Below are 22,902 nucleotides of genomic sequence, written 5' to 3'. Positions count from 1 at the left end.
CGCGATGGGATGGCGGCCCGCCCTGCGCCCGTACGTCCTGATCGTCCCCGCCCTGCTGCTGACCTGCGGAATCCTCTACCCCTTCGGGCTCGGCCTGTACTACACGCTCTTCGACTTCTCGGCGAGCAAACCGCAGCCGGACCTGGTGCGGCTGGAGAACTACACGACCGTCTTCACCGAGGAGGCGTTCTGGAACTCGGCCTGGGTGACGGTCCTGTACGCGGTCGGCGCCGCCGCGGCCGAGACGGTCCTCGGGGTGTCCGTCGCCCTGCTGCTGCACCGTTCGTCACTCGTCGGGCGGGTGCTGGAGAAGATCCTCATCCTGCCGCTGATGATCGCGCCGGTGATCGCGGCGATCATCTGGAAGCTGATGCTCCAGCCGTCGGTCGGGGTGGTGAACCATCTGCTGCGGCCCTTCGGGCTGGGCGGCGTGCAGTGGACGGACACCCCGACCGGGGCCCTGCTGTCGTCCATCGCCGTGGACGTCTGGGTCTACACCCCGTTCGTGGCGATCCTGGCGCTCGCCGGGCTGCGGTCCCTGCCCACCTCGCCGTTCGAGGCGGCGGCCGTCGACGGGGCGGGCTGGTGGTACACCTTCCGCCGGCTGACCCTGCCGATGCTGTGGCCGTACGTGCTGGTCGCGGTGATCTTCCGGTTCATGGACTCGCTGAAGGTGTTCGACATCATCTACGCCCTCACCGAGGGCGGGCCGGGCGACTCCACCGTCGTCCTGCAGATCCGGGCCTATCTGGAGGCGATCCGCTTCCAGCGCTACTCGTTCGGCATCAGCTACACGATCGTGCTGTGGGCCGTGGTGTACCTGGCGGCGATGGTGCTGGTGAAGCACCTCGGGAAGATCCAGCGGAAGGCGGCGGAGGCGAAATGACCGTGAGCAGGCGCCTGTTGGGCTGGATGGCGGACGCCGCCCTGATCCTCTACTTCGTCTTCGCGCTGTTCCCGATCGCCTGGATGGTGATCCTGTCGCTGAAGCCGGCGAACCAGCTGTTCTCCACCTACTTCTCCTTCTCCCCCACTCTCGACGGCTACCGCACGGTCCTCGGCGACAGCGAGGGCATCCCCTTCGTGCGGTTCTTCGTCAACAGCCTGGTGGTGTCGGTGGGGGCGGTGCTCCTGTCGCTCGTCGTCGGCCTGCCGGCGGCGTACGCCTCGGCACGCTGGCGGTTCAAGGGCTCCGAGAACCTGATGTTCACGCTGCTGTCGTTCCGGTTCGCGCCCGAACTCACCGTGATCATCCCGCTGTTCGTGCTGTACCAGAAGCTCGGGCTGTTCGACACCTATGTCGGCATGGTGTGGGTGCTCCAGCTGGTCACGCTGCCGCTGATCGTGTGGATCATGCGCTCGTACTTCGCGGACCTCACCCCCGAGCTGGAGCAGGCGGCCCTGCTCGACGGCTACAGCCGCAAGCAGGCGTTCGTGAAGGTGGCGCTCCCCCTGGTCAAACCGGGGGTGGCGGCCGTGTCGCTGCTGGCCTTCATCTTCGCCTGGAACAACTTCGTCTTCCCGCTCATCCTCACCTCCAGCGAGGCCCAGACGGTGACCGTCGGCGCCCTGTCCTTCCTCGGCGGCGACCGGCCCAAGTACAACCTGACGGCCGCCGCCGCGCTGGTCTCCGTCGTACCGCCGCTGCTGCTCGCGCTCACCATCCAGCGGTACCTGGTGCGGGGGCTGTCGTTCGGGGCGGTGAAGTCGTGATCCGGCTGCGGGGCGTCGCCAAGGCGTACGGCGCCGTCCGGGCGCTCGACGGGCTGGACCTGGACGTGCGCGAGGGCGAGTTCTTCTGCCTGCTCGGCTCGTCCGGCGCCGGGAAGACCACCACGCTGAAGACCGTCGCCGGGCTGGAGCTCCCCGACGCCGGGACCGTCGAGCTCGACGGTGTGGACCAGCGCGGGGTCGAACCGTACGACCGGGGCGTGGCCATGTGCTTCGAGAGTTACGCCCTGTACCCGCACAAGTCGGTGTACGACAACCTCGCCTTCCCGCTCCGCTCGCCGCGCCACCGCCTCCCCGCGGCACGGGCGCGCGAGCGGATCGGGGAGGTGGCCGGGCTCCTCGGCATCGCGGCCCTGCTGGACCGGCCCGTCGGGCAGCTGTCCAACGGGCAGCGCCAGCGGGTCGCCCTCGGCCGGGTCCTGGTCCGCCCCGCCCGCGCCTTCCTGCTGGACGAGCCGCTCTCCCACCTCGACGCCAAGCTCCGCCAGCAGATGCGCGCCGAGCTGAAGGCGATCGGGTCGGTGCGCCGCACCACCACGCTGTACGTCACCCACGACTCCGTCGAGGCCCTGGCGCTCGGCGACCGGATCGGGGTCATCCGGGACGGGCGGATCGTGCAGACCGGGACGCGGGAGGAGATCTGGTACCGGCCCCATGACACGGAGGTGGCGCGGGCGTTCGGCCGGCCCCGGATCAACCTGCTGCCCGGCACCGTCACTCCCGGCGGCGGCTTCCGGTCGGCGGACGGCGGGGTCGAGCTGGACCTGCGGGCGCGGGCGGCGCCGGGCACCGGGGTGCTGATCGGTGTCCGGCCCCGCGATCTCACCCTGGGCGCGGGCCCCGGTCACACGCTCACCGGCACGGTCTACGTCACCGAGGTGCTGGGCCGCTCGGTGGAGGTCACCGTGCGGCTCGGCGACCAGCGCGTGGCGCTCGTCGTCCCGCGCGGCGAGGCGGCCGGTCTCCGTCCCGACGATCCGGTACGACTGTCGGTCCGGCCTGAGAACCTGCTGCTGTTCGAGGCCGACCGGCCGGAGCGTCCAGGACGAAGGATCGGACCATGAACCACGCACAGCAGGGCCCCGCCGCCCGTCAGGCCGCGATGGCCGAGCAGGTCCTCGCCGACGGGTCGGCGACCGCCGCGGACCTGGCCGAGCGGTTCGGGGTGAGCCTCATGACCATCCACCGGGACCTGGACGAGCTCGAACGGCAGGGCATCGTCCGCAAGTTCCGGGGCGGCGTGACCGCGCAGCCCTCCGGCGTGTTCGAGTCCAACGTGCAGTACCGGCTGAAGACCATGCGCGCCGAGAAGGCCGCCGTCGCCGAGCGCGCCCTGAAGCTCGTCGAGCCCGGCATGGCGATCATGCTGGACGACTCCACGACCACCCTGGAGATAGCCCGCGGGCTGCGGCTGGGCGAGATCACCCCGCTGACGGTCGTCACCAACTTCCTGGAGGCCATCAACCTGCTCGCCGACCAGCGCGGCATCCGCCTGATGGCCCTCGGCGGCGACTACGACCCGCTGCACTCGTCCTTCCTGGGCGTGTCCTGCGTCGAGGCGATCGAGCAGCTGCGCGTCGACGTCTGCTTCGCGTCCACGTCGGCCGTGCGCGGCGGCTACGCCTACCACCAGGAGCAGCACATCGTGTCGGTGAAGCGCGCCATGCTCGACGCGGCCGCGCGCAACGTCCTGCTGATCGACCACACGAAGCTCGCCCGCGCCGCCCTGCACCGGGTGGTCCCGCTGTCCCGTTTCGACCTGCTCCTCGTGGACGACGGGGCGTCGGCGGAGGCCCTGCGGGACCTGGACGAGCACAAGGTCCGCTACGAAGTGTGCACTTCGACCGCGACGAGGGGTGGCGATGATCGAGCTGGAGCTACGTGATCTGCGCAAGACCTACCGTGCGCGGGGCCGCCCGCCCGTGGCCGCCGTACGCGGCATCGACCTGGCCCTGCGCTCCGGTGAACTCCTCGGCCTGCTGGGCCCGTCCGGCTGCGGGAAGTCCACCACGCTGCGGATGATCGCCGGGCTGGAGGCGGTGACCGGCGGGGACATCCTGGTCGGCGGCGCGTCGGTGGCCGGCCTGCCCGCCCGGCGCCGCAACATCGGGGTCGCCTTCGAGAACTACGCGCTGTACCCGCCGCTGACGGTCGCGGAGAACCTGGCGTTCGGCCTGCGGGCCCGCAAAGGGGCCGACCGGGCGGACGTGGCCCGCCGGGTGAAGGAGATCGCCGAACGCGTGGACCTGACCGGCGTGCTCGACGCCCGCCCGGCCGGGCTGTCCAGCGGCCAGAAGCAGCGGGTGTCCCTGGCCCGCGCGCTGATCCGCGAACCCGACGTGCTGCTCCTGGACGAGCCCCTCTCGCACCTCGACGCCGCCCAGCGCGACACCACCCGCCGCGAACTCAAACGCATTCAGCGCGACCTGGGCCACACCACCATCCTGGTCACGCACGACCAGGAGGAGGCCCTGTCGCTGGCCGACCGGATCGCCGTGATGAAGGACGGCGTGATCCAGCAGCTCGGCACCCCGTACGAGATCTACGACAGCCCCGCCACCGTCTTCGTCGCGGACTTCGTCGGCGAACCCGCCATCAACCTGCTCCCCGGCACGGCGACCGCCGACGGCCACGCCCGGCTGTCGGCCACGGCCCGGATCGCGCTGCCGGTACCGGTGGCGGCGGGCCGCGAGGTGGTGGTCGGCATCCGCCCGGAGGACCTGGCGCTCGGCGGCGCGGACGGCCTCGCCGCCCGGGTCGTGGCCCACGAGCCGCTGCTGGAGTCGGGCCTCGCCACCCTCGCCGTCGACGGAGCCGACAAGCCGCTGGTGGTCCTCACCGGCCCCGAGGTCCGCCTCGCCCACGACGACCGCGTCCATGTCACCGCCGACCCCCGCCTCACCCATGTCTTCGACGCCGAGACAGGAGACTCCCTGCGATGACCCACGGGAACCGCGTGCGTGTGGTGGCCGCCGGCGACCACTTCATCCTGCCGTCCCTGATCCGCGAGGCCCTCGCCCGGGAGGCCGACTGCGAGACGGCCGAACTGACCCTCGGCTGGCCGCTGGAACCGTTCCGCCCGGTGGCCGAGGTGACGGAGGCCAGCGACGCCGAGGACGAGCTGATCGCCGCGCTCGGCGGCGCGCAGGTGCTGGTCACCCAGATGGGCCCGGTGACCGAACGCGTCCTGGACGCCTGCCCCGCCCTGCGGCTGGTGGTGGTGTGCCGGGGCGGCCCGGTCAACGTCAACCTGGACGCGGCGAAACGCCATGACGTCCGCGTCTGCTACGCGCCCGGCCGCAACGCCGCCGCCACCGCCGAGTTCACCGTCGGCCTGCTGCTGTCCGCGCTGCGCCGCATCCCGCAGGCGCACGACCTGCTCGCCCGGCGGGGAAGCTGGGAGGGGGCGACCTACTACACGTACGCGCACAGCGGTCTGGAGCTGGAGGACCTGCCGGTCGGCCTGGTCGGCTACGGGGCGGTCGGCAGCCGGGTGGCCCGCGCGCTGTGCGCCTTCGGCGCCCGGGTGCTGGTGCACGACCCGTACGTCCGGGGCGAGATCCACGGCCTGTGGGTCGCCTCCCTCGACGACCTGCTGCGCGCCTCCCGGGCCGTCACCCTGCACGCCCGGCTCACCGACGAGACCCGCGGGCTGCTCGGCGCCCGCGAGCTGGCCCTGCTGCCCCGGGGCGCGGTCGTGGTGAACGCCGCCCGCGGCCCGCTGCTGGACGAGGACGCGCTGTGCGACGCGCTGGAGAGCGGCCAGGTGTCCGCGGCGGCCCTGGACACGTACGCGACCGAGCCGCTGCCCGCCCGGTCCCGGCTGCGCGCGCTCACCGACCGGGTGGTGCTCACCCCGCACCTGGGCGGCGCCTCCCGGGCCGTGGCGGAGAAGGCGGCGGCGATCGCCGCGGCGGAGGTGGGGCGCTGGGTGCGCGGCGAGCCCCTCGCGCACTGCCTGACGTGACGGGACCCGAGGAGGCTGGCATGTACGTCGGTATCGATGTGGGCACGTCCATGGTGAAGGCGGCGGCCTTCGACGGCGACGGACACGAGCGGGGCGTGGCGGCCCGCCCGGTGGCGCTCGCCCTGCGCGACGGCGTCGTCGAGCAGGACATGGACGAGGTGTACGGGGCGGTCGTCGCCGTCCTGGAGGAGCTGACCGCCCGGGTCCCGGAGCCGGTCGAGCTGGCCGGGCTCACCGGGCAGGGCGACGGGGTGTGGCTGGTCGACGGGCGGGGGCGGCCGGTGCGGGCCGCGGCCTCCTGGATGGACGGCCGGGCGCACGGACTGCTCGACCGGTGGCTGGCGGACGGCACGGCCGAGGCGGTGTTCCGGCGTACGGGCGGCGCGATGTTCCCGGGGTCCCCGGGGCCGCTGCTGGCCTGGCTGGACGCCCACGAGCCGGAGGCGCTGGACGCCGCGGCCGTCGCCCTGTACTGCAAGGACATGGTGTTCCGGCGGCTGACGGGCGCGGACGCGACGACGGACGTCTCGGACGCGTCGATGCCGTTCCTCGACCCGCTGACCCGCAGGTACGACGACAAGGTGGTGGAGCTGCTGGGGCTCACCCACCGGCGCGGTCTGCTCGCCCCCGTGAGCGATCCGGTGGCGACCGCTCCGGCGCGCGGCGAGGGGCTGCCCGCCGGGACACGGGTCGTGAACGGGCCGTACGACCTGCCGGCCTGCGCGCTGGGCGCGGGGGCGACCGCGCCCGGCGACGGTCTGCTCATCGTCGGGACGTGTCTGGCCGCGCTGGTCGCCACCACCGAGCTCGATCTCGGCGGCGAGCCGGCCGGCCTGTACATCAGCACCGACCGCGCCGGGCACTGGCTGCGGGCGATGCCGGCGATGGTCGGCACGGCGGCACTGGACTGGGTGCTGACGACGACCGGTGTGCGGCACGAGGAGGTCGACGGGCTGCTGGCCGGGACCCCGCCGGGGGCGCACGGGGTACGGGTCCTGCCGTACTTCGCGCCGTCCGGTGAGCGGGCGCCGTTCGTCGAGCCCCGGCTGCGCGCCGAGCTGACCGGAGTCTCCCTGGAGTCGACGCCCGCCGACCTGATCCGGGCGACCTGCGAGGGCATCGGCTTCGCCGCCCGGCACTGCCTGGCGGCGGCCGGGCTCACCGGCACGCTGGCCGTGTGCGGCGGCGGCACCCGCAGCCCCGCCTGGATGCGGCTGCTGGCCGACGTCCTGGGCCGGCCGCTGCGGGTCGTCGAGGGCGAGGTCGGCGCGCGGGGGGCGGTGCTCGCGGCGGCCGGGCGGTACGGGGTGCCGCTGGACACGGCGGCCTGGACCCGGCCGACGTCGGTCGTCGCACCCGACGCGGAGCGCGCCGCGTACTACGCGCGGGCGTACGAGGAGCACCTGGAACGGCTGGCGCAAGCCCGGCGGCGGGCGCGCGCCTGACGCCCTCCGGTCCCGACCGGCCCGGCAACTCCCCTACCAGAAAAGGGACATCCCATGCCTGTGAGACGTCGATCGCTGCTGCTCGCGGCGGCCGCCGGCCCGGCGCTGGCCGCCGTGCCCGCCCCCGCCTCCGCCGCCCCGGCGCGCCCGCGTCGGCCTCTCGTCATCGGCCATCGCGGTGCGGCCGGCTGGCGTCCCGAGCACACGGCGGCCTCGTACACGTACGCCGTGCAGACCGGGGCCGACTGGATCGAGCCCGACCTGGTGCCGACCAAGGACCATGTGCTGGTGGTCCGGCACGAGAACGAGATCTCGGGGACCACCGACGTGGCCGCGCACCCGGAGTTCGCGGACCGCCGGACGACGAAGACGGTGGACGGGCGGGCGGTGACCGGCTGGTTCACGGAGGACTTCACGCTGGCGGAGCTGAAGACGCTGCGGGCGGTGGAGCGGCTGCCGCAGGTCCGCAACCGCAACACCGTGTTCGACGGGCGCGAGGAGGTGCCGACCTTCCAGGAGGTGGTCGACCTGGCGCGCCGGCTGTCGAAGGAGCACGGCCGGACGATCGCCGTCTTCCCGGAGACCAAGCACCCGACCTACTTCCGCTCGCTGGGGCTGCCGCTGGAGCCGAAGCTGGTGGAGGCGGTGCGGCGCAACCGGCTGGGCCGCCGCGAGTGCGTGGTGCAGTCGTTCGAGCCGACCAGCCTGCGGCGGATCGCGGCGGCGCGGCTGGGGCTGGAGCTGTGGCAGGCGCTGGGGACCACGGGCGGGCCGTACGACCTGGTGTCGGCCGGGGATCCGACGACGTACCGGGACATGATGGCGCCGGCCGGGCTCGCCCGGATCGCGGAGTACGCCGGCTGGATCGGGCCCGACAAGTCCTCGGTGGCCGGTACGCCGCTCGTCGCGGACGCGCACGCGGCGGGGCTGCGGGTGGGGGCGTACACCTTCCGCGCGGAGAACCAGTTCCTGCCGGCGCATCTGCGGCGGGGAACCGGACCGAACGATTTCGGGGACGCGTTCGCCGAGTACGCGCTGTACTACGGACTGGGGGTCGACGCGGTGGTGACCGACTTCCCGGACCTGGCGGTGACGGCGAGGAGGGGTTGATGAGGACCCGCACACTGGAGTGCCCGACCTGCGGCACCATGCAGATCTTCCGGTTCCTCGAGAAGGACGAGAAGGCGTGGGTGCGGGAGAAGGAGGGGCCGAGCTTCTACGTGGACAACCTGTGGCGGTGCACCGCCAAGGGCTGTCTGACGTACTACCCGCACATGAACAAGGGCGGCTACGGCCGCCTCCCCGAGACGTTCCTCGAGGAGGAGACCGCAGCCGACGGGTGATCCCTACAGGTTGCTGAAGTCGGGGCCCTTCGTACGGGTCCGCTTGATCTCGTAGAAGCCGGGCACCGAGGCCACGGCGAGGGTGCCGTCCCACAGCCTGGCGGCGTCCTCGCCCTTCGGGGCGGGGGTGACGACCGGGCCGAAGAAGGCGATCTGCTCGCCGTCGTCGCCGGGGACGGCGATGACCGGGGTGCCGACCTCCTGGCCGACCTTGTCGATGCCCTCCTTGTGGGAGGCGCGCAGCTGCGGCTCGTAGGGGGTGCCGTCCCAGTGCTCCAGGAGGGAGTCCGGCAGACCGGCGTCCTTCAGGGCGGCGGCGACGGTCTCCCGGCCGGGGCCCTCGCCCTGGTTGTGGATACGGGTGCCGAGCGCGGTGTAGAAGTCACCGAGGACGTCGGCGCCGTGCTCCTCCTGGGCGGCGATGACGACACGGACGGGACCCCACGCCGTGGTGGAGAGCATCTCGCGGTACTCCTCGGGCAGCTCGTCGAGCTTGTCCTCGTTGAGCACCGCGAGGCTCATCACATGCCAGCGGACCTCGATGTCACGGACCTTCTCCACCTCCAGGACCCAGCGGGAGGTCATCCAGGCCCAGGGGCACAGCGGATCGAACCAGAAGTCGACGGGGGTCTTGTCCGACATGTCTCTCCTCAGGAGGAAACGTTTTCCACGGGAACAACCCCGGTCCGCCCGCCCATTCCCGGCTGCCCCGCGTCAGGTGCGCATGGCAGGATCGGTCCTGTTCAGCCGCATCCACGACACAAGGGAGTGCCACGCGTGCCCGGTGAGAATCTGTCCCGCGACGAGGCCCGGGAGCGGGCCGCCCTGCTGGCCGTCGACGGGTACGAGGTGTCCCTCGACGTACGGTCCGCCCTCGGCGAGGGACCCGGGGACGGTGAGCCGCGCACCTTCCGCTCGGTCACCACGATCCGCTTCCGCTGCGCCGAGCCCGGCGCGTCGAGCTTCGCGGACCTGATCGCGCCGCGTGTGACGTCCGTCTCCCTCAACGGGCGTGACCTCGACCCGAGCGAGGTCTTCGACGGCTCGCGGATCGTCCTGGAGGACCTCGCCGCCGACAACGAGCTGGTCGTCGACGCCCAGTGCGCGTACTCGCGCACCGGCGAGGGCCTGCACCGCTTCGTCGACCCGGAGGACGGCGAGGTCTACCTGTACACCCAGTACGAGCCGGCCGACTCGCGCCGGGTCTTCGCGAACTTCGAGCAGCCGGATCTCAAGGCGCCGTTCCGGTTCGAGGTCCGGGCGCCCGAGCAGTGGACGGTGTGGAGCAACGGCGCCGGTGAACTGGCGGACGGCGTCTGGCGGTTCGCCGAGACCAAGCCGATCTCGACGTACATCACGTGTGTCGTGGCGGGGCCGTACCACTATGTGACGGACTCCTACACGCGGGAGCTCGCCGACGGCGGCCGGCTGGAGATCCCGCTGGGCGCCATGTGCCGCAAGGGGCTCGCCCCGCACTTCGACGCCGACGACGTCTTCCTGATCACCAAGCAGGGGCTGGACTTCTTCCACGACCACTTCGACTACCCGTACCCGTTCGGGAAGTACGACCAGGCGTTCGTGCCCGAGTACAACCTGGGCGCGATGGAGAACCCGGGCCTGGTGACCTTCCGGGAGGAGTACATCTTCCGCGGGAAGGTGACCCGGGCGTCGTACGAGGGCCGCGCCAACACGATCCTGCACGAGATGGCGCACATGTGGTTCGGCGACCTGGTCACCATGGAGTGGTGGGACGACCTGTGGCTGAAGGAGTCCTTCGCGGACTTCATGGGCACGTTCGCCAACGTCGGCGCGACCCGCTTCAAGGACGCCTGGATCACCTTCGCCAACCGCCGCAAGGCGTGGGCGTACCGCGCGGACCAGCTTCCCTCCACGCACCCGATCACGGCCGACATCCGTGACCTGGAGGACGCCAAGCTCAACTTCGACGGCATCACGTACGCCAAGGGCGCGAGCGTGCTGAAGCAGCTCGCGGCGTACGTCGGCCAGGACGCCTTCCTGGAGGGCGCCCGCCGCTACTTCAAGCGGCACGCGTACGGCAACACGCGGCTCGGCGACCTGCTGTCGGTGCTGGAGGAGACCAGCGGGCGGGACATGGGGGCCTGGGCGCGCTCCTGGCTCCAGACGGCGGGCGTGAACGCCCTCACCCCGCAGGTGCTGCTGGACCCGGAGGGCCTCGTCGACGAGCTGGCCGTGGTGCAGGAGGCCCCCGAGTCGCACCCCGAGCTGCGTCCGCACCGGGTGGCGGTGGGACTGTACCGGCGGGGCGCGGACGGGGCGCTGGAGCGCTACGCGCGCGCCGAGACGGACGTGGACGGGCCGCGGACGGTCGTGGCGGAGCTCGCCGGCTCCGAGGCGCCGGACCTGGTACTGGTCAACGACGACGACCTGACCTACTGCAAGACCCGCTTCGACGAGACGTCGCTGGCGACGCTGCGGGAGTCACTGGGCGAGCTGACCGACCCGCTGGCGCGCGCCCTGTGCTGGTCGGCGCTGTGGAACATGACGCGGGACGCTCTGCTGCCGGCCCGGGAGTTCATCGGCCTGGTGCTCCGGTTCGGCGGCCGCGAGTCGGACATCGGCGTGCTGCAGATGCTGCACGCGTGGGCCGACTCGGCGCTGACGCACTACGCGGCGCCCGAGTGGCGCGAGCTCGGTGCGCGGCTGCTGACCGAGGGCGCGTCGGAACAGCTGCACGCGGCCGGGCCGGGCAGCGAGCAGCAGCTGGCGTGGGCGCGGTTCTTCGCCCGGGTGACCGACGAGCAGGGCCTGGAGCTGCTGTCGGGTCTGCTGGACGGCAAGGCGACCGTCGAGGGGCTCGTGGTGGACCAGGAGCTGCGCTGGGCGTTCCTGGAGCCGCTGGCCGCGCACGGCGTGGTCGACGCGTCGGCGCTGGAGGAGGAACTGGCCCGCGACGACACGGCGTCGGGCAGGCGCCACCAGGTGCGCTCTCTGGCCGCCCGGCCCTCGGAGGCGGTGAAGGCGCAGGCGTGGGCGCAGGTCGTGGAGTCGGACGCGCTGTCCAACGCGCTGGCCGAGGCCACCATCGGCGGGTTCGCGCAGGCGTCGCAGCGGGAGCTGCTCGCGCCGTACACGGAGAAGTACTTCGCGGCGATCGCGCGGGTGTGGCGGGAGCGGTCCATCCAGATCGGCATGGACGTGGTCCGGGGCCTGTTCCCGGCGCTCCAGCAGTCGCGGGCCACGCTGGACGCGACGGACGCGTGGCTCACGGCCCACGAGGACGCGGCGCCGGCGCTGCGGCGGCTGGTGCTGGAGTCGCGGGACGATCTGGCGCGGGCGCTGCGGGCGCAGGCGTGCGACGCGACGGCGTCAACCGACTGACACCTTTGGCCAACGATCACGGCGGTCCGTGACCGTTACGGAATTCAGGCAATAGCAGCCGTAACCCCTGGTCCCACCCGAACGGACCAGGGGTTTTCCGTGTCTACTCGGCAACCGAACACCCGTCCTTTAGCGCGGTGTTGTCCGTGTTTGTCGACGGACGTGTAACAGCGGTTAAAGGGCTCATCGGACGCGGAAGTCTCCGGGTCATGAACCACAACACCCCCCTCTCCCCCCGCCCCCTGCACCACCTCTCCGAGGTCCACCGCCGTGTCATGACGGCCGCCCGCCTCAAGGCCCACGGGGTCTCCGCCGCCGAGACGAACGAGCAGTGCCGGCCCGGCGGCCCGTGGCAGCAGCTCCTGCCCGGCGTCTACCTGCTCCACCCCGGCCCGCCCACCAGCGAGGAGCGGCTGCACGCGGTGCTCATGTACGCCGCGCGGGAGCGGTCGCCCGGAGTGCCCGCCCAGCCCAGCGGGGGCGAGGCGCCCGCCGCGCCCGCCTACGCCGAGGCGATGATCACCGGGCTCGCCGCCCTGACCCTGCACGGCTTCTCCGCCGCCCCGCCGCTCACCGCGCTGGACACCGTCGACGTCCTGGTGCCGCGGATGCGCCGGCTGCGCTCCACGGGCTGCGCGCGCGTCCTGCGCACCACCGCGCTGCCCGTCCCGGAGCAGGTGACGGGGCTGCCGGTGGCGCCGGTGCCGCGCGCGCTGGCCGACGCGGTGGCGGAGCTGAAGGACGCCCGCGCCGTCCGCCGGCTGCTCACCGAGGCCGTGCGCGGCGGCCACTGCGAACCGGCGGCCGTGGTCCGGGAACTGACGCAGGCGAAGCTGCTGAACCGCCCGCACGTGGTGGACGCGGTGGACTCCCTGCTCGCCGAGGGCCGGGCCCGCGCGGAGGACCTGCTCTACACGATGGTCCGCGAGCACGGCCTGCCGGATCCGGTGTGGAACGTGGACCTGCGACTGCCCGGCGGCCCCCACCTCGGCGGCCTCGACGCGTTCTGGCCGGAGCACTCGGTGGCGGTCGAACTGGACACCCGCGCGCCCCGCCAGGGCGACCGGGGCGACGACGACGCCCAGTGGTCCGAGTACGCCCGCAAGCGGGAGACGCTGGAGCGGCTCGGCATCACGGTCGTCCACATCACCCCTAAGAAGCTGCGCCACACCATGGAGCAGCAGGCCGCGGTGGTCCGGACGGCCCTGATGGCGGCGGTCGACCGCGACCCGGCCGCGTACGTCGTGGTCCTGCCCCGCTAGTGACGCACCGGGGCACGGATCAGGGGGTGTCCGGGGGGGCAACAGAGGGGCCGCGCGGCGTCGGCGGCCCCTCACGGCGGGTCAGCGCAGGGCGGGGCCCCGCCGAGTGGCGGACGCCGTACCGGTGTCCTTGGCGGTGTCTTTGCCGCAGAACTCGGCCTCGGTGAGAGCCCCCGGGTCGCCCGCCCAGTCGCCGTTGAGGTTGAGGGTCAGCGCGTGCCGGCCGTCCCGGGTGACGGACGCCTGGGACGTCGAGCCGTGGATGCCCCCGCCGTGGCCCCAGACCGTGACACCGCAGGACAGCTCGACGCTCATCAGGCCCAGCCCGTATCCGATGCCCTCGGCGGCGGGCACGGTCGTGGTCATCTCGTTCAGCTGCTCGCGCGGGAGGAGCCGGCCGCGCAGCAGGGCCGTGTAGAAGCGGTCGAGGTCCTTGTTGTCGGAGATCATCTCGCCGGCCGCGTAGGCGATCGACGGGTTGAGTTCGGTGACGTCGTACGTCGGTCCCGTCGCCGTGTCCGCCAGCTTGGAGTACGCCCGGCTGCTGGGCCGGGGCATCGTGGCGCGGGTGCCGGGGACGGAGGTGGCCGTCAGCTTGAGCGGGCGGATGATGCGCCGGTCGATCTCCTTGCCGTACGGGCGGCCCGTGACCTTCTCGATGACCAGGCCCGCGAGGACGTAGTTGGTGTTGGAGTAACTCCACGACGTGCCGGGCGCGAACGTGGGCTCGTGCGTCATGGCGACGGCGACCAGCTCCCTCGGCTTCCTGGTGTCGTAGCGGTGCTCGAAGAAGCCGTCCTTGGCGAAGTGGTCGCGTACGAATCCGGGGTCGGCGGTGTAGTCGTAGACGCCGCTGGTGTGGTTGAGGAGTTGGCGCAGGGTGATGTGCCGTCCGTCGTGGCCGTTGCCCCGGACCAGGCCCGGCAGCCACTCGTCCACCGTGTCGTCCAGCGACAGCCGGTCCTCCGCCTCCAGTTGGAGCAGCACGGTCGCGACGAACGACTTGGTGATGCTGCCGACCCGGTAACGGTCGTCCGCGGAGCGGGGTTTGTCCGTGCCGATGCGGCCGACGCCGGGCGTCGCCGACCAGGTGCCATGCTGGTCCCTCGCCCGGACGGTCACGCCGGGCACCCCCGCCTCGACCGCGGCCTGGGCCGCCGCACGGGTGGCCTCGTGCCCGGTGGTGGGCGGCGCCGCGACGGCCGGTGCGGCGAGGGCGGCCGACAGGGCCACCGCCGTGGCCGCCACGAGGGCCGCGCGGGTCGTCCGTACGTTCATGTCTCTCCCCCTTCGTGCGCTCACGTCGAGCGCGGTCGGGGGGAGAGACCGGGCGGATGCGGCGGAAGTTGACCCGGGTGACGGGGGTTGGGCGTGTTTCGGTCAGTCAGTCCTCCGCCGGCTCCTCGTCCGCGGTGTCGTGGTGGACATGGATGTCACCGTTGGCGGCGGCGTAGACGGTGCCGTCGTTGCGGGCGGTGTTGGTCTGGGTCGGCTCGGCGGGGCCGGTGACCTTGACGTGATTGTCGTCCCCGGCGACGACGGGGCCGGAGGCGTTGTGGCCGATGTGGATCTCGTTGTGGCTGGGCGGTGTGTTCGGCATGAGGGCTCCGGGGTCCGGCTAGGAGGCACGGGTCAGGGTGAAGGACTGGCAGGTGGTGCACCGCGCCGACCGGTCCACGACGGACACCACCTCCTGGGTGACCTCGGCTGTGTCCCCGTCCTCGCCGAGGGTGATCGTGGTGCGGATCTGGCCCAGGACGAGGTCGCACGGTTCACGGGCGTATCCCGGGGCCGTGGCACTGTAGGTGTCACCGCTGCCGGTGAACTCCGTCGAGGTCGGGTTACCGCAGCCGTCCTCGTCAGCCATCGTGTAGGTCCCGAGCCCTGCGTCCGTGAACACGTACGTCCCGCCGTCGCTGCCGTTCCACGTACCCGCCAGGCCGGTCGGCTCCGGCTCCGGCTCGTCGGTGGTCGCGTCCACAGGATCCGTCGGGGCGGTGAATTCCACGGTCGGCGTGGGGGCGCTGACTGCGGGGGTGTCCGAAGCGGACTCCGACGAGCTCCGGTTCTGCTCGACGGCGACGGCTCCGATGACGACGGCGGCGATGACCGCGGCGACCTTGAGGGCGATCGCGGCTCCGGCTCCACCGGCCCCGGCGGACGCGGCGACGGCGCCACCGGCCTTCCCGATTCCCGTCGGTGGAACACCCGTCGCGGGCGACGCGGCCGTTCCCGGGTCGACCGGCATACCGCCTCCGGACATGCCGGGATCCGACGGCACCGTCGGCATGTCGGGCGCGGTGGGTCCGGGGTCGGTGGGCATGAAGGCGCCCGTCTCCGGCGTCAGAGCCGGTTCCGGGGCAGGTGTGCCGGGCACGGTGCCGGCGGTCGGGTCCTGGAGGGGCGTCGGATCCGTACTGGACGAGCCGACGTCCGAGCCGCCACCCTCGGGAGCGTTCACCTCCCCCGGCCCGTCGGGCGACCCGGCCCCGGCCCCCGGCTCCTGCGGCACGTACTGCTGGGCGTTCGCCGCCGCGTCCGCGCCCTGGGTGTCGCCCAGTTGGCGCCAGAGGATGCCCGCCTCCGCGAGCAGGACGGCGGCGAGGACCCGGTTGCCGGTGAGGACGGCACGGACGCCGCGCTCGTGCGTGAAGTACGCCTCGGCCTGCCGGTCCCCCGCCCGCTGCGCGGCCGGCAGCCCCTGGTCCAGGAGTCGCCCCCAGACACCGAAGCGCAGCGACCGGGCGAGGGCGGGTGAGGCCGCGCGGACGACCCGGACGGCGAGGTCCGCCCGCCCCGACTGCTCGGCCAGCTCCGCCAGCACCTCCAGCGCCCGGGCGTGCCCGGCGACCTGGGCCGCCGGCGTCTCCGGCCGCGCGGCCCAGTCCGCGAAGTACCCGCACAGCCGCTCCAGCGCGTACGGCCGAAGCCCCTGGCGTTCCCGCAGCGCCGCGACGACACCGTCCGCCACGCGGTACCCCAGCTCCGTCTCCTCGGCCAGTCCGAGTCCCGCGAGGCCCGCGCAGAACGCGGCGGCGTCCGGGGTCCCGCTCAGGGCGCCGATGTGCTCGGGGTCCAGTTCGGCGTCGCGGAAGGTGCCGAGCAGATGCAGGGCGCGCAGCGAGGGCTCGTCGAGCCGGTCGAACAGGGGGTGGAGGAGTTCCCGTACCGCTCCGGGCCGGGGCAGTCCGGCCGCGGGGTCCAGCCGGGCGACGGCGGCTGCGCGGAGCAGCAGCAGCGGTGTGCCGGCGGCGGCCTCCCACAGGGCGGTGACGAGGTCGGGGTCGCTGGGCCCGCCCAGTTCGCGGGTCAGCAGCTCGGCGGCGGCGTCCCGGGTGACGCCCTCGACGCGGTGCGCCCTGCCGTCGGTGCCCTGCAGTACCTCCTCGCGCCCGGCGAACACGAACAGCGCGTCGGGGGCCGCGTCCATGACGGTGCGCAGCTGCTCAGCGGTGTAGTCGGCGTTGTCGACGTAGACGGTCGCCTCGACGCCCTCCATGAGCTGCGGCAGCTCACCCCGGGAGGGGGCGTAGCCGCCGGTGCTGTGGCAGGCCTCGAAGATGTCCTGCGCCAGGTCCTCGGGTTCGCGGCGTGCGGCGTCGAGGAACACCACCCCGTCGCCGCCGGCGTCCAGGGTGCGGGCCGCGTGCCGCAGCAGCGCGGACTTGCCGACGCCGGGCGGCCCCCACAGCTGGACGGATTCACCCGCGTGCAGCGCGGCCGCGATCGCGGCGAGGTCGGCGTCCCGGCCGAGGGGCGTGCCCTGCCGGCGTGGGAGCAGCCGGATGCGGTCCCGGCGTCTGGGGCGGGGCCGCCGGCCGTCCATGAGGACGGTCACCGTGGAGCCGTGCTGTGCGTCGACGACGACGTTGTAGTTGCCGGCGATCACCGGTCCCGTGGCGTCCCCGTCGATGTCGACGCGGTTCCCGGTCCGTGTCCCGTCGTCCTCGCCCGTGTCCGCCATGGTCACCCCGTGGTCTCTCGTGATCGTGTCCGTCGGTGCGGGCGTCACGCTAACCAGGGCGGCGGACCGGCTCACCGTCCAATTACGGTTTTGCGAAGGGCCCCTCCATCTTCACCACCCGTCGCACACATCTGGATCCAACTCACCTGTCTCACACGGGAGTTCACTCACTCGTTCGGGTGAGTGAAGGCGGTCAGGCGTGCGAGGGAGTCGACGCGTATCGAACGGTAGCCCGTGGTGATGACCCCGTCGTTGCGCAGCCGGCGCAGCGCCTTCTGCACGCTCGGCTCGGAGGCGCCGGCCAGCGTGGCGAGTTCGGGCTGGGTGATCGGCCAGCGCAGTACCGCCCCGTCCCCGTTCCGTTCGCCGTACGTCATCACGAGGTGGTGCAGGACCCGGGCGAGCCGGGTGGCCGCGTCGCAGCCGACGAAGTTGACGCGATGGGCGTTGGCGGCGCGCAGTTTGGCCACGACGGACTGGTGGACCGCGTGCGCGATCCCGGGCCGCTCCCGAAGGCAGCGCAGGAACTCCGCGCGGGACACGGTCCGCGTGCCGACGGGCCCGCACGTGGTCACCGTGGCCGAGCGGGGTCCGCCGTCCAGGGCGGCGAGTTCGCCGAGCAGATCGCCGCGCATCCGGACGGCCAGCAGGGCGGCCCGGTCGTCGTCGGCGTGGCCGGTGACCTTGACCAGGCCGTCGAGCAGGATCAGCACATGGTCGGTGCGCTCGGCCTCCCGCATGAGCACCCGGTCGGCGGGGTGCCGCACCGGGACGCCGAGGGCGAGCAGATGGGCGCGGTCGGCCGGTCCGAGCCGGCCCACCGGGCTGGTCGCCGGCCACTCGCCCGCGCCGGACTGCCGGTGCCCGTGCCGTGCGCGGCCCGTCCCGCTGCTCCCCATGGCCCCACCTCTCCCCGCTCCGGCCCCGTCGCCCGGGTCCAGTGTGCTGCGGCGGGCCCGGCGGCGCACACTCGGACCGGTGCTCACACGGTTCCCACCGAACCCTGTATTCCTACGTGTTGTCCGCGCGGCGCAGCGGGCACAGTGGTGCGAGGGGAGCCGGCGCGGCGCGGAGCTCCACCGCCGTGTTCCGCGCCGCGCCACCCCGCCGTCGTACGCGAGGAAGGGCCGTATGGAGACGCAGTGGGAGTACCGGGCCGTCCTGGCCGTCGACATCGAGAAGTCGTCCGGGCGGGGGAACACGGCGCTGGTGCGCAACCGCGCGACGCTCCGGGAGCTGCTGCGGACGGCGTTCGGCCGCAGCGGTGTCGACTGGGAGGCGTGCGCCCGGCACGACCTGGGCGACGGCCTGCGGGTGACGGCGCCCGCCGGGACGCGCAAGGCCCCGCTGGTGCATCCGCTGGTGGCCGAGCTGGCGGGGCTGCTGCGCGCCCACAACGCCGGGGACCGGGACCCGGCGACGCGGATCCGGGTCCGGATGGCGCTGCATGCCGGGGAGGTCGGGCTGACGGCGGACGGCGACGTGGTCGGGGCGCCGCTGGAGACGCTGGCCCGGCTGCTGGACGCCCCGCCGCTGCGCACGGCCCTGAAGCAGGCACCACGGTCCGTGCCGCTCGCGCTGCTGATGTCGCGGCATGTGTACGACGACACCGTCCGGCACGGCTACGAGGGCATCGACGCGGACACCTTCCACGAGGTGGGCTTCACCGTGAAGGAGCTCACCGCGGACGCCTGGCTGCACACTCCCGGGTGGACACCCCCATGGGAGCCGAAGAGGAAGGCGCGCACGCGCGACCGGGCCGCGCCCGGCGCCGTCACCATGCGCAACAAGGCGTCGGGCAACGGCGTGATCAACGCCGCGCAGAACGGCGACCTGCACGTCCGGATCACCAGGCACCCGTGAAGGAGCGGTCATGAGCGACGAGTTGACCCTGCTGGCCCAGGCCGGCGCCGCCGCGCTGGTCACGGCGATGGCCACCGACGCGTGGCAGGAGACCCGGGACACCGTCGCCGGGCTGTTCCGCCGGGGCCGCCGGTCCGCGGTGGCCACCCAGCTCGACGGCGGGGCCGAGCTGGTCCGGGACTCCGCCGTCCCCGACGAGGTGCGCCGGGCGCTGTACGGCTACTGGGCGCAGGAGCTGGCGGCGCTGCTGCGGCAGGACCCGTCGTGCCGGGCCGCCCTAGCCGGGCTGGCCGTCGACCTGCCGGCCGGTGCTCCCGGGGACCGCCCGGCGCGGCAGACGAACACCGCGCGGGACCGGGGGACGGTGTACGCAGTGCAGCACGGAACACTGCACGTCAACGCCCCGGAGAAGCAGGCCGCCGAGGACTGACGCGGGGCCCGTGGAAGGGGCCTGGACCCGCGGTGCGGCTTGCCCCGATTCAGGGCTGATCTCCCGCAAAGTCGTAGGGGGTTTTCCCCATCAGTCCATTTCGATTCGGTCAACTCTTCCCTATCGCCCTTCCGTTGCATAAAGCTGTGCGATCGTCCGGGATCGCATTCCGGACGCCCGATGCTCCTTTACCTCCAAGGGATGCCGATGATCAACAGCCCCCAGCGCGAACCGAAGCCGGGCGCGAGACGTGCGGTGCGCATAGCCGTGGCCGCCGGCCTGGTCGCCGCGCTCTCCGCGGCAGGGCCGATACCCCTCGCCGTCGCGGCGGACACCGCTCCCGCGACGGCGGACCCGAGTGTGAAGTCCGCGCACGACAAGCTCGGTTCGGACGACGCGGACCGCCTGGCCGAGGCCAAGGCGACCGGCGAGAAGTACGTCACCATGATGGTCGCGACCGCGCCCGGCCAGACCGAGAAGGTCGCCGAGCAGCTGGACGCGGTCGGCTCGGTGGGCCAGAGCTACGACAAGCTCGGCTACGTCCGGGCGACGGTCCCCACCCGCAAGGCCGACGCGGCGATCTCCGCCGCGACGAAGCTCTCCTCCGTGCACGGCATCGACCTGCGCCAGGAGATCCCGCTGGACGACCCGGCCGTCTCGACGAAGAAGTCGGCGGCCACGGCGGGCAAGTACGCCGGTCCCGACAAGCGGACCCCCGCGGAGAACCCGTACAACCCGTCCTTCGAGACGGGCGCCGTCGACTTCGTGAAGAAGAACCCGAAGGCGGACGGCCGCGGCATCACCATCGGCATCCTGGACTCCGGCATCGACCTGGGCCACCCCGCGCTGCAGAAGACCACCACCGGCGAGCGCAAGATCGTCGACTGGGTCACCGCCACCGACCCGATCGTCGACAGCGACCGCACCTGGCGCCCGATGACGACCTCCGTCTCCGGCCCCTCCTTCACCTACGGCGGCAAGACCTGGAAGGCGCCCGCCGGGTCGTACCGGGTGAGCGCCTTCGCGGAGTCGTACACCACCGGCGGTGACGCCGCGGGCGACGCCAACCGCGACGGCGACACGACCGACGTCTGGGGTGTCCTGTACGACGCCGCGAACGGCACGGTCCGCGTCGACCTGAACAACAACGGCGACTTCGGTGACGACACCCCGATGAAGCCGTACAAGGACGGCTACCAGATCGGGTACTTCGGCACCGACGACCCGTCCACGGACGTGGTGGAGCGGCAGCCGTTCGTCGTGCAGATCCGCAAGGACGTGCCGATGGACCCGTACGGCGGCGACTGGGTCGGCAAGAAGGTCGACTTCGTCAACATCGGTGTCATCGAGTCCGAGCACGGCACGCACGTCGCCGGCATCACCGCCGCGAACGGCCTGTTCGGCGGCAAGATGAACGGCGCGGCGCCCGGCGCCAAGCTGGTCGCCTCCCGTGCCTGCACCTGGACCGGCGGCTGCACCAACGTGGCGCTCACCGAGGGCATGATCGACCTCGTCGTCAACCGCGGCGTCGACATCGTCAACATGTCCATCGGCGGCCTCCCGGCGCTGAACGACGGCAACAACGCGCGCGCCGAGCTCTACACGCGCCTCATCGACACCTACGGCGTCCAGCTGGTGATCTCCGCGGGCAACTCCGGCCCCGGCGCGAACACCATCGGCGACCCGGGTCTGGCCGACAAGGTCATCTCGGTCGGCGCGACCATCTCCAAGGACACCTGGGCCGCCAACTACGGCTCCGCCGTGGAGAAGAAGTACGCGATGATGCCGTTCTCCTCGCGCGGCCCGCGTGAGGACGGCGGCTTCACCCCGACGCTCTCCGCGCCGGGTGCCTCGATCAACACCACGCAGACCTGGCTGCCCGGCGGCCCGGTCGCCGAGGCGGGCTACAAGCTGCCGGCCGGCTACTCGATGCTGCAGGGCACCTCGATGGCCTCCCCGCAGGCCGCCGGCGCGTCCGCGCTGCTGCTGAGCGCCGCGAAGCAGAAGGGCATCGACCTGACGCCCGCGAAGCTGCGCACCGCGCTGACCTCGACCGCCGACCACATCAAGGGTGTGCAGGCGTACGAGGAGGGTGCCGGCCTCATCAACATCGTGGACGCCTGGAAGGCCATCCGTAACGGCGCCACCGCCCACGAGTACACGGTGAAGGCGCCGGTCGACACCGCGATCGACCAGTTCCTGAAGACGCCGGGCTACGGCACCGGCATCTACGACCGCGAGGGCGGCCTCAAGGCCGGGCAGAAGAAGACGTACGACGTCACCATCACCCGGACGTCCGGCGCGGACAAGGCGGTCCGCCACGAGCTGCACCTGGAGAACAACGCCGGGGGCACCTTCAAGATCGTCGGTTCGGACGAGGTCAGCCTCGGCCTGAACAAGCCGGTCACCGTGAAGATCTCCGCCAAGCCGTCCTCGGCCGGCCTGAAGAGCGCGATCCTCGAGGTCGACGACCCGCGCACCGAGGGCACCGACAAGCTGGTCCTCAACACGGTCGTGGCCTCGGCTCCGCTGAAGTACACCTACGCCGCGTCCGGTTCGGTGCAGCGCAACAGCACCGCGTCCTACTTCGTGACCGTGCCCGAGGGCGCCAAGTCGCTGGAGGTCGCGATCGGCGGGCTGAAGGACAAGAGCCAGACCCGGTTCATCGCCATCCACCCCTACGGCGTCCCGTCGGACACCACGGGCACCCCGTACTGCTACAACAACTACCTCGACGGCAACGGCTGCAAGCCGGACGTGCGCGCGTACGCCGACCCGCAGCCCGGCGTCTGGGAGATCGAGGTCGAGGCGCGCCGCACCTCGCCGCTGCTCGACAACCCGTACAAGCTGGACGTCACCGTCCTCGGCGCGGCCTTCGACCCGGAGACCGTGACCATCCCCGAGGCCAAGGTCGGCACGCCGGCCACCGCCTCCTGGAAGGTGACGAACAAGTACGCCGCGATCGACGGCAGGCTGGCCGGCGGTCCGCTCGGCTCCTCGAAGTCGGCGCGTCCGTCGATCATCGAGGGCGACACGCAGACCACCACGGTCGACGTGCCCGAGGGCGCCGCGTCGCTGGACGTCTCCATCGGCAACGTCTCCGACGCGGCCGCCGACCTCGACCTGGCCGTCTACGACGCGGCCGGCAACCAGGTCGCCAGCTCCGCGGACGGCGACTCCGAGGAGGCCGTCTCCGTCGCGAAGCCGGCCGCCGGCACGTACACCGTCGAGGTGGTCGGCTACGCGGTGCCGAGCGGTACGACGGCGTACGACTACCTGGACGTGTTCTTCTCCGCCTCCCTCGGCACCGTCGACGTGGACGAGTCGGCGCCGGTGAAGCTCGCCACGGGTGCCTCGGTCACCGTCGACGCCACGGTCACCGCGGCCGCGGAGGCGCCGGCCGGCCGTGAGTTCTTCGGCCAGGTGCAGCTGCTGAACGCGCGCGGCACCGCCGCGGGCGTGGCCAGCGTGAAGATCGAGAAGGTCACCCCGTAACCACGGGCGGGACCATGGGGGCGGGCGTCCGGTCGGGCGCCC

Annotated in this window: 19 protein-coding genes; 14 read left to right on the top strand and 5 right to left on the bottom strand. The window is 72.6% G+C overall.

Features of this window, described 5'->3' with window-relative positions:
• Positions 1-4: 4 nt before the first annotated feature.
• From ABZ899_RS01575 to ABZ899_RS01535, 9 genes are read left to right on the top strand one after another with little or no spacing between them, the layout of a single operon-like run.
• The gene (locus ABZ899_RS01575) at positions 5-886 is read left to right on the top strand and encodes a sugar ABC transporter permease (RefSeq protein WP_361339166.1); all 882 of its coding nucleotides are present in this window, start codon (positions 5-7) and stop codon (positions 884-886) included.
• On the top strand, positions 883-1,713 hold the full coding sequence (locus ABZ899_RS01570) for a carbohydrate ABC transporter permease (protein WP_361339163.1): 831 nt from the start codon (positions 883-885) through the stop codon (positions 1,711-1,713). Before ABZ899_RS01575 ends, ABZ899_RS01570 begins: the two co-directional genes overlap by 4 nt.
• Entirely contained in the window at positions 1,710-2,795 is a 1,086-nt protein-coding gene (locus ABZ899_RS01565; protein ID WP_361339160.1) for an ABC transporter ATP-binding protein, read from the top strand. The genes ABZ899_RS01570 and ABZ899_RS01565 overlap by 4 nt, the downstream gene beginning before the upstream one ends.
• On the top strand, positions 2,792-3,616 hold the full coding sequence (locus tag ABZ899_RS01560) for a DeoR/GlpR family DNA-binding transcription regulator (RefSeq protein ID WP_361339157.1): 825 nt from the start codon (positions 2,792-2,794) through the stop codon (positions 3,614-3,616). The genes ABZ899_RS01565 and ABZ899_RS01560 overlap by 4 nt, the downstream gene beginning before the upstream one ends.
• The gene (locus tag ABZ899_RS01555) at positions 3,594-4,673 is read left to right on the top strand and encodes an ABC transporter ATP-binding protein (protein ID WP_361339154.1); all 1,080 of its coding nucleotides are present in this window, start codon (positions 3,594-3,596) and stop codon (positions 4,671-4,673) included. Before ABZ899_RS01560 ends, ABZ899_RS01555 begins: the two co-directional genes overlap by 23 nt.
• Positions 4,670-5,698 carry a 2-hydroxyacid dehydrogenase gene (locus tag ABZ899_RS01550; RefSeq protein WP_361339152.1) on the top strand — a complete coding sequence of 343 codons (1,029 nt, stop codon included), beginning with the start codon at positions 4,670-4,672 and terminating at the stop codon, positions 5,696-5,698. The genes ABZ899_RS01555 and ABZ899_RS01550 overlap by 4 nt, the downstream gene beginning before the upstream one ends.
• A 20-nt stretch (positions 5,699-5,718) precedes the next feature.
• Entirely contained in the window at positions 5,719-7,143 is a 1,425-nt protein-coding gene (locus ABZ899_RS01545; RefSeq protein ID WP_361339149.1) for an FGGY-family carbohydrate kinase, read from the top strand.
• A gap of 54 nt (positions 7,144-7,197) precedes the next feature.
• Positions 7,198-8,253 (top strand): glycerophosphodiester phosphodiesterase family protein, encoded by a 1,056-nt coding sequence (locus tag ABZ899_RS01540; protein ID WP_361339146.1) that lies wholly within the window; start codon positions 7,198-7,200, stop codon positions 8,251-8,253.
• The gene (locus ABZ899_RS01535) at positions 8,253-8,486 is read left to right on the top strand and encodes a hypothetical protein (RefSeq protein WP_361339143.1); all 234 of its coding nucleotides are present in this window, start codon (positions 8,253-8,255) and stop codon (positions 8,484-8,486) included. The genes ABZ899_RS01540 and ABZ899_RS01535 overlap by 1 nt, the downstream gene beginning before the upstream one ends.
• Before the next feature lie 3 nt (positions 8,487-8,489).
• Here ABZ899_RS01535 and ABZ899_RS01530 read toward each other — a convergent pair whose 3' ends face one another.
• Positions 8,490-9,128, bottom strand: a complete 639-nt coding sequence (locus ABZ899_RS01530) for a DsbA family protein (RefSeq protein WP_361339140.1) — start codon at positions 9,126-9,128, stop codon at positions 8,490-8,492.
• Between the two features lie 135 nt (positions 9,129-9,263).
• Here ABZ899_RS01530 and pepN point away from each other — a divergent pair, with 135 nt between their 5' ends.
• Together pepN and ABZ899_RS01520 are read left to right on the top strand one after the other, a co-directional pair.
• Positions 9,264-11,846: an aminopeptidase N gene (gene pepN, locus ABZ899_RS01525; protein ID WP_361339137.1), complete on the top strand. Its 2,583-nt coding sequence runs from the start codon at positions 9,264-9,266 to the stop codon at positions 11,844-11,846.
• Between the two features lie 209 nt (positions 11,847-12,055).
• Entirely contained in the window at positions 12,056-13,108 is a 1,053-nt protein-coding gene (locus tag ABZ899_RS01520) for a hypothetical protein (RefSeq protein ID WP_361339135.1), read from the top strand.
• Between the two features lie 81 nt (positions 13,109-13,189).
• On the opposite strand, the gene ABZ899_RS01515 is transcribed toward ABZ899_RS01520, so the two are convergent.
• The 4 genes from ABZ899_RS01515 to ABZ899_RS01500 all read right to left on the bottom strand — a co-directional run bounded on the left by ABZ899_RS01515 (position 13,190) and on the right by ABZ899_RS01500 (position 17,971).
• Entirely contained in the window at positions 13,190-14,386 is a 1,197-nt protein-coding gene (locus ABZ899_RS01515) for a serine hydrolase domain-containing protein (RefSeq protein WP_361339132.1), read from the bottom strand.
• A gap of 106 nt (positions 14,387-14,492) precedes the next feature.
• Entirely contained in the window at positions 14,493-14,708 is a 216-nt protein-coding gene (locus tag ABZ899_RS01510; protein WP_361339129.1) for a hypothetical protein, read from the bottom strand.
• Positions 14,709-14,726: 18 nt separating this feature from the next.
• On the bottom strand, positions 14,727-17,072 hold the full coding sequence (locus ABZ899_RS01505) for an AAA family ATPase (protein WP_361339127.1): 2,346 nt from the start codon (positions 17,070-17,072) through the stop codon (positions 14,727-14,729).
• A 167-nt stretch (positions 17,073-17,239) separates the two neighbouring features.
• Positions 17,240-17,971 carry a Crp/Fnr family transcriptional regulator gene (locus ABZ899_RS01500; RefSeq protein WP_361339124.1) on the bottom strand — a complete coding sequence of 244 codons (732 nt, stop codon included), beginning with the start codon at positions 17,969-17,971 and terminating at the stop codon, positions 17,240-17,242.
• Between the two features lie 232 nt (positions 17,972-18,203).
• Here ABZ899_RS01500 and ABZ899_RS01495 point away from each other — a divergent pair, with 232 nt between their 5' ends.
• The 3 genes from ABZ899_RS01495 to ABZ899_RS01485 all read left to right on the top strand — a co-directional run bounded on the left by ABZ899_RS01495 (position 18,204) and on the right by ABZ899_RS01485 (position 22,860).
• On the top strand, positions 18,204-18,935 hold the full coding sequence (locus ABZ899_RS01495) for a hypothetical protein (RefSeq protein WP_361339121.1): 732 nt from the start codon (positions 18,204-18,206) through the stop codon (positions 18,933-18,935).
• Between the two features lie 10 nt (positions 18,936-18,945).
• A complete protein-coding gene (locus tag ABZ899_RS01490; RefSeq protein WP_115508631.1) occupies positions 18,946-19,365 on the top strand; it encodes a hypothetical protein in 420 nt (139 codons plus the stop codon).
• A 207-nt stretch (positions 19,366-19,572) separates the two neighbouring features.
• Complete coding sequence (locus ABZ899_RS01485) at positions 19,573-22,860, top strand: S8 family serine peptidase (RefSeq protein WP_361339118.1); 3,288 nt, start codon at positions 19,573-19,575, stop codon at positions 22,858-22,860.
• Positions 22,861-22,902 lie beyond the last annotated feature (42 nt).

This window comes from Streptomyces sp. NPDC046859 (assembly GCF_040645135.1).
In the GTDB taxonomy this organism is placed as follows: Bacteria; Actinomycetota; Actinomycetes; order Streptomycetales; family Streptomycetaceae; genus Streptomyces.
Note: the sequence above shows the minus strand (reverse complement) of the source record. Positions and strands in the feature narration are given on the sequence as shown.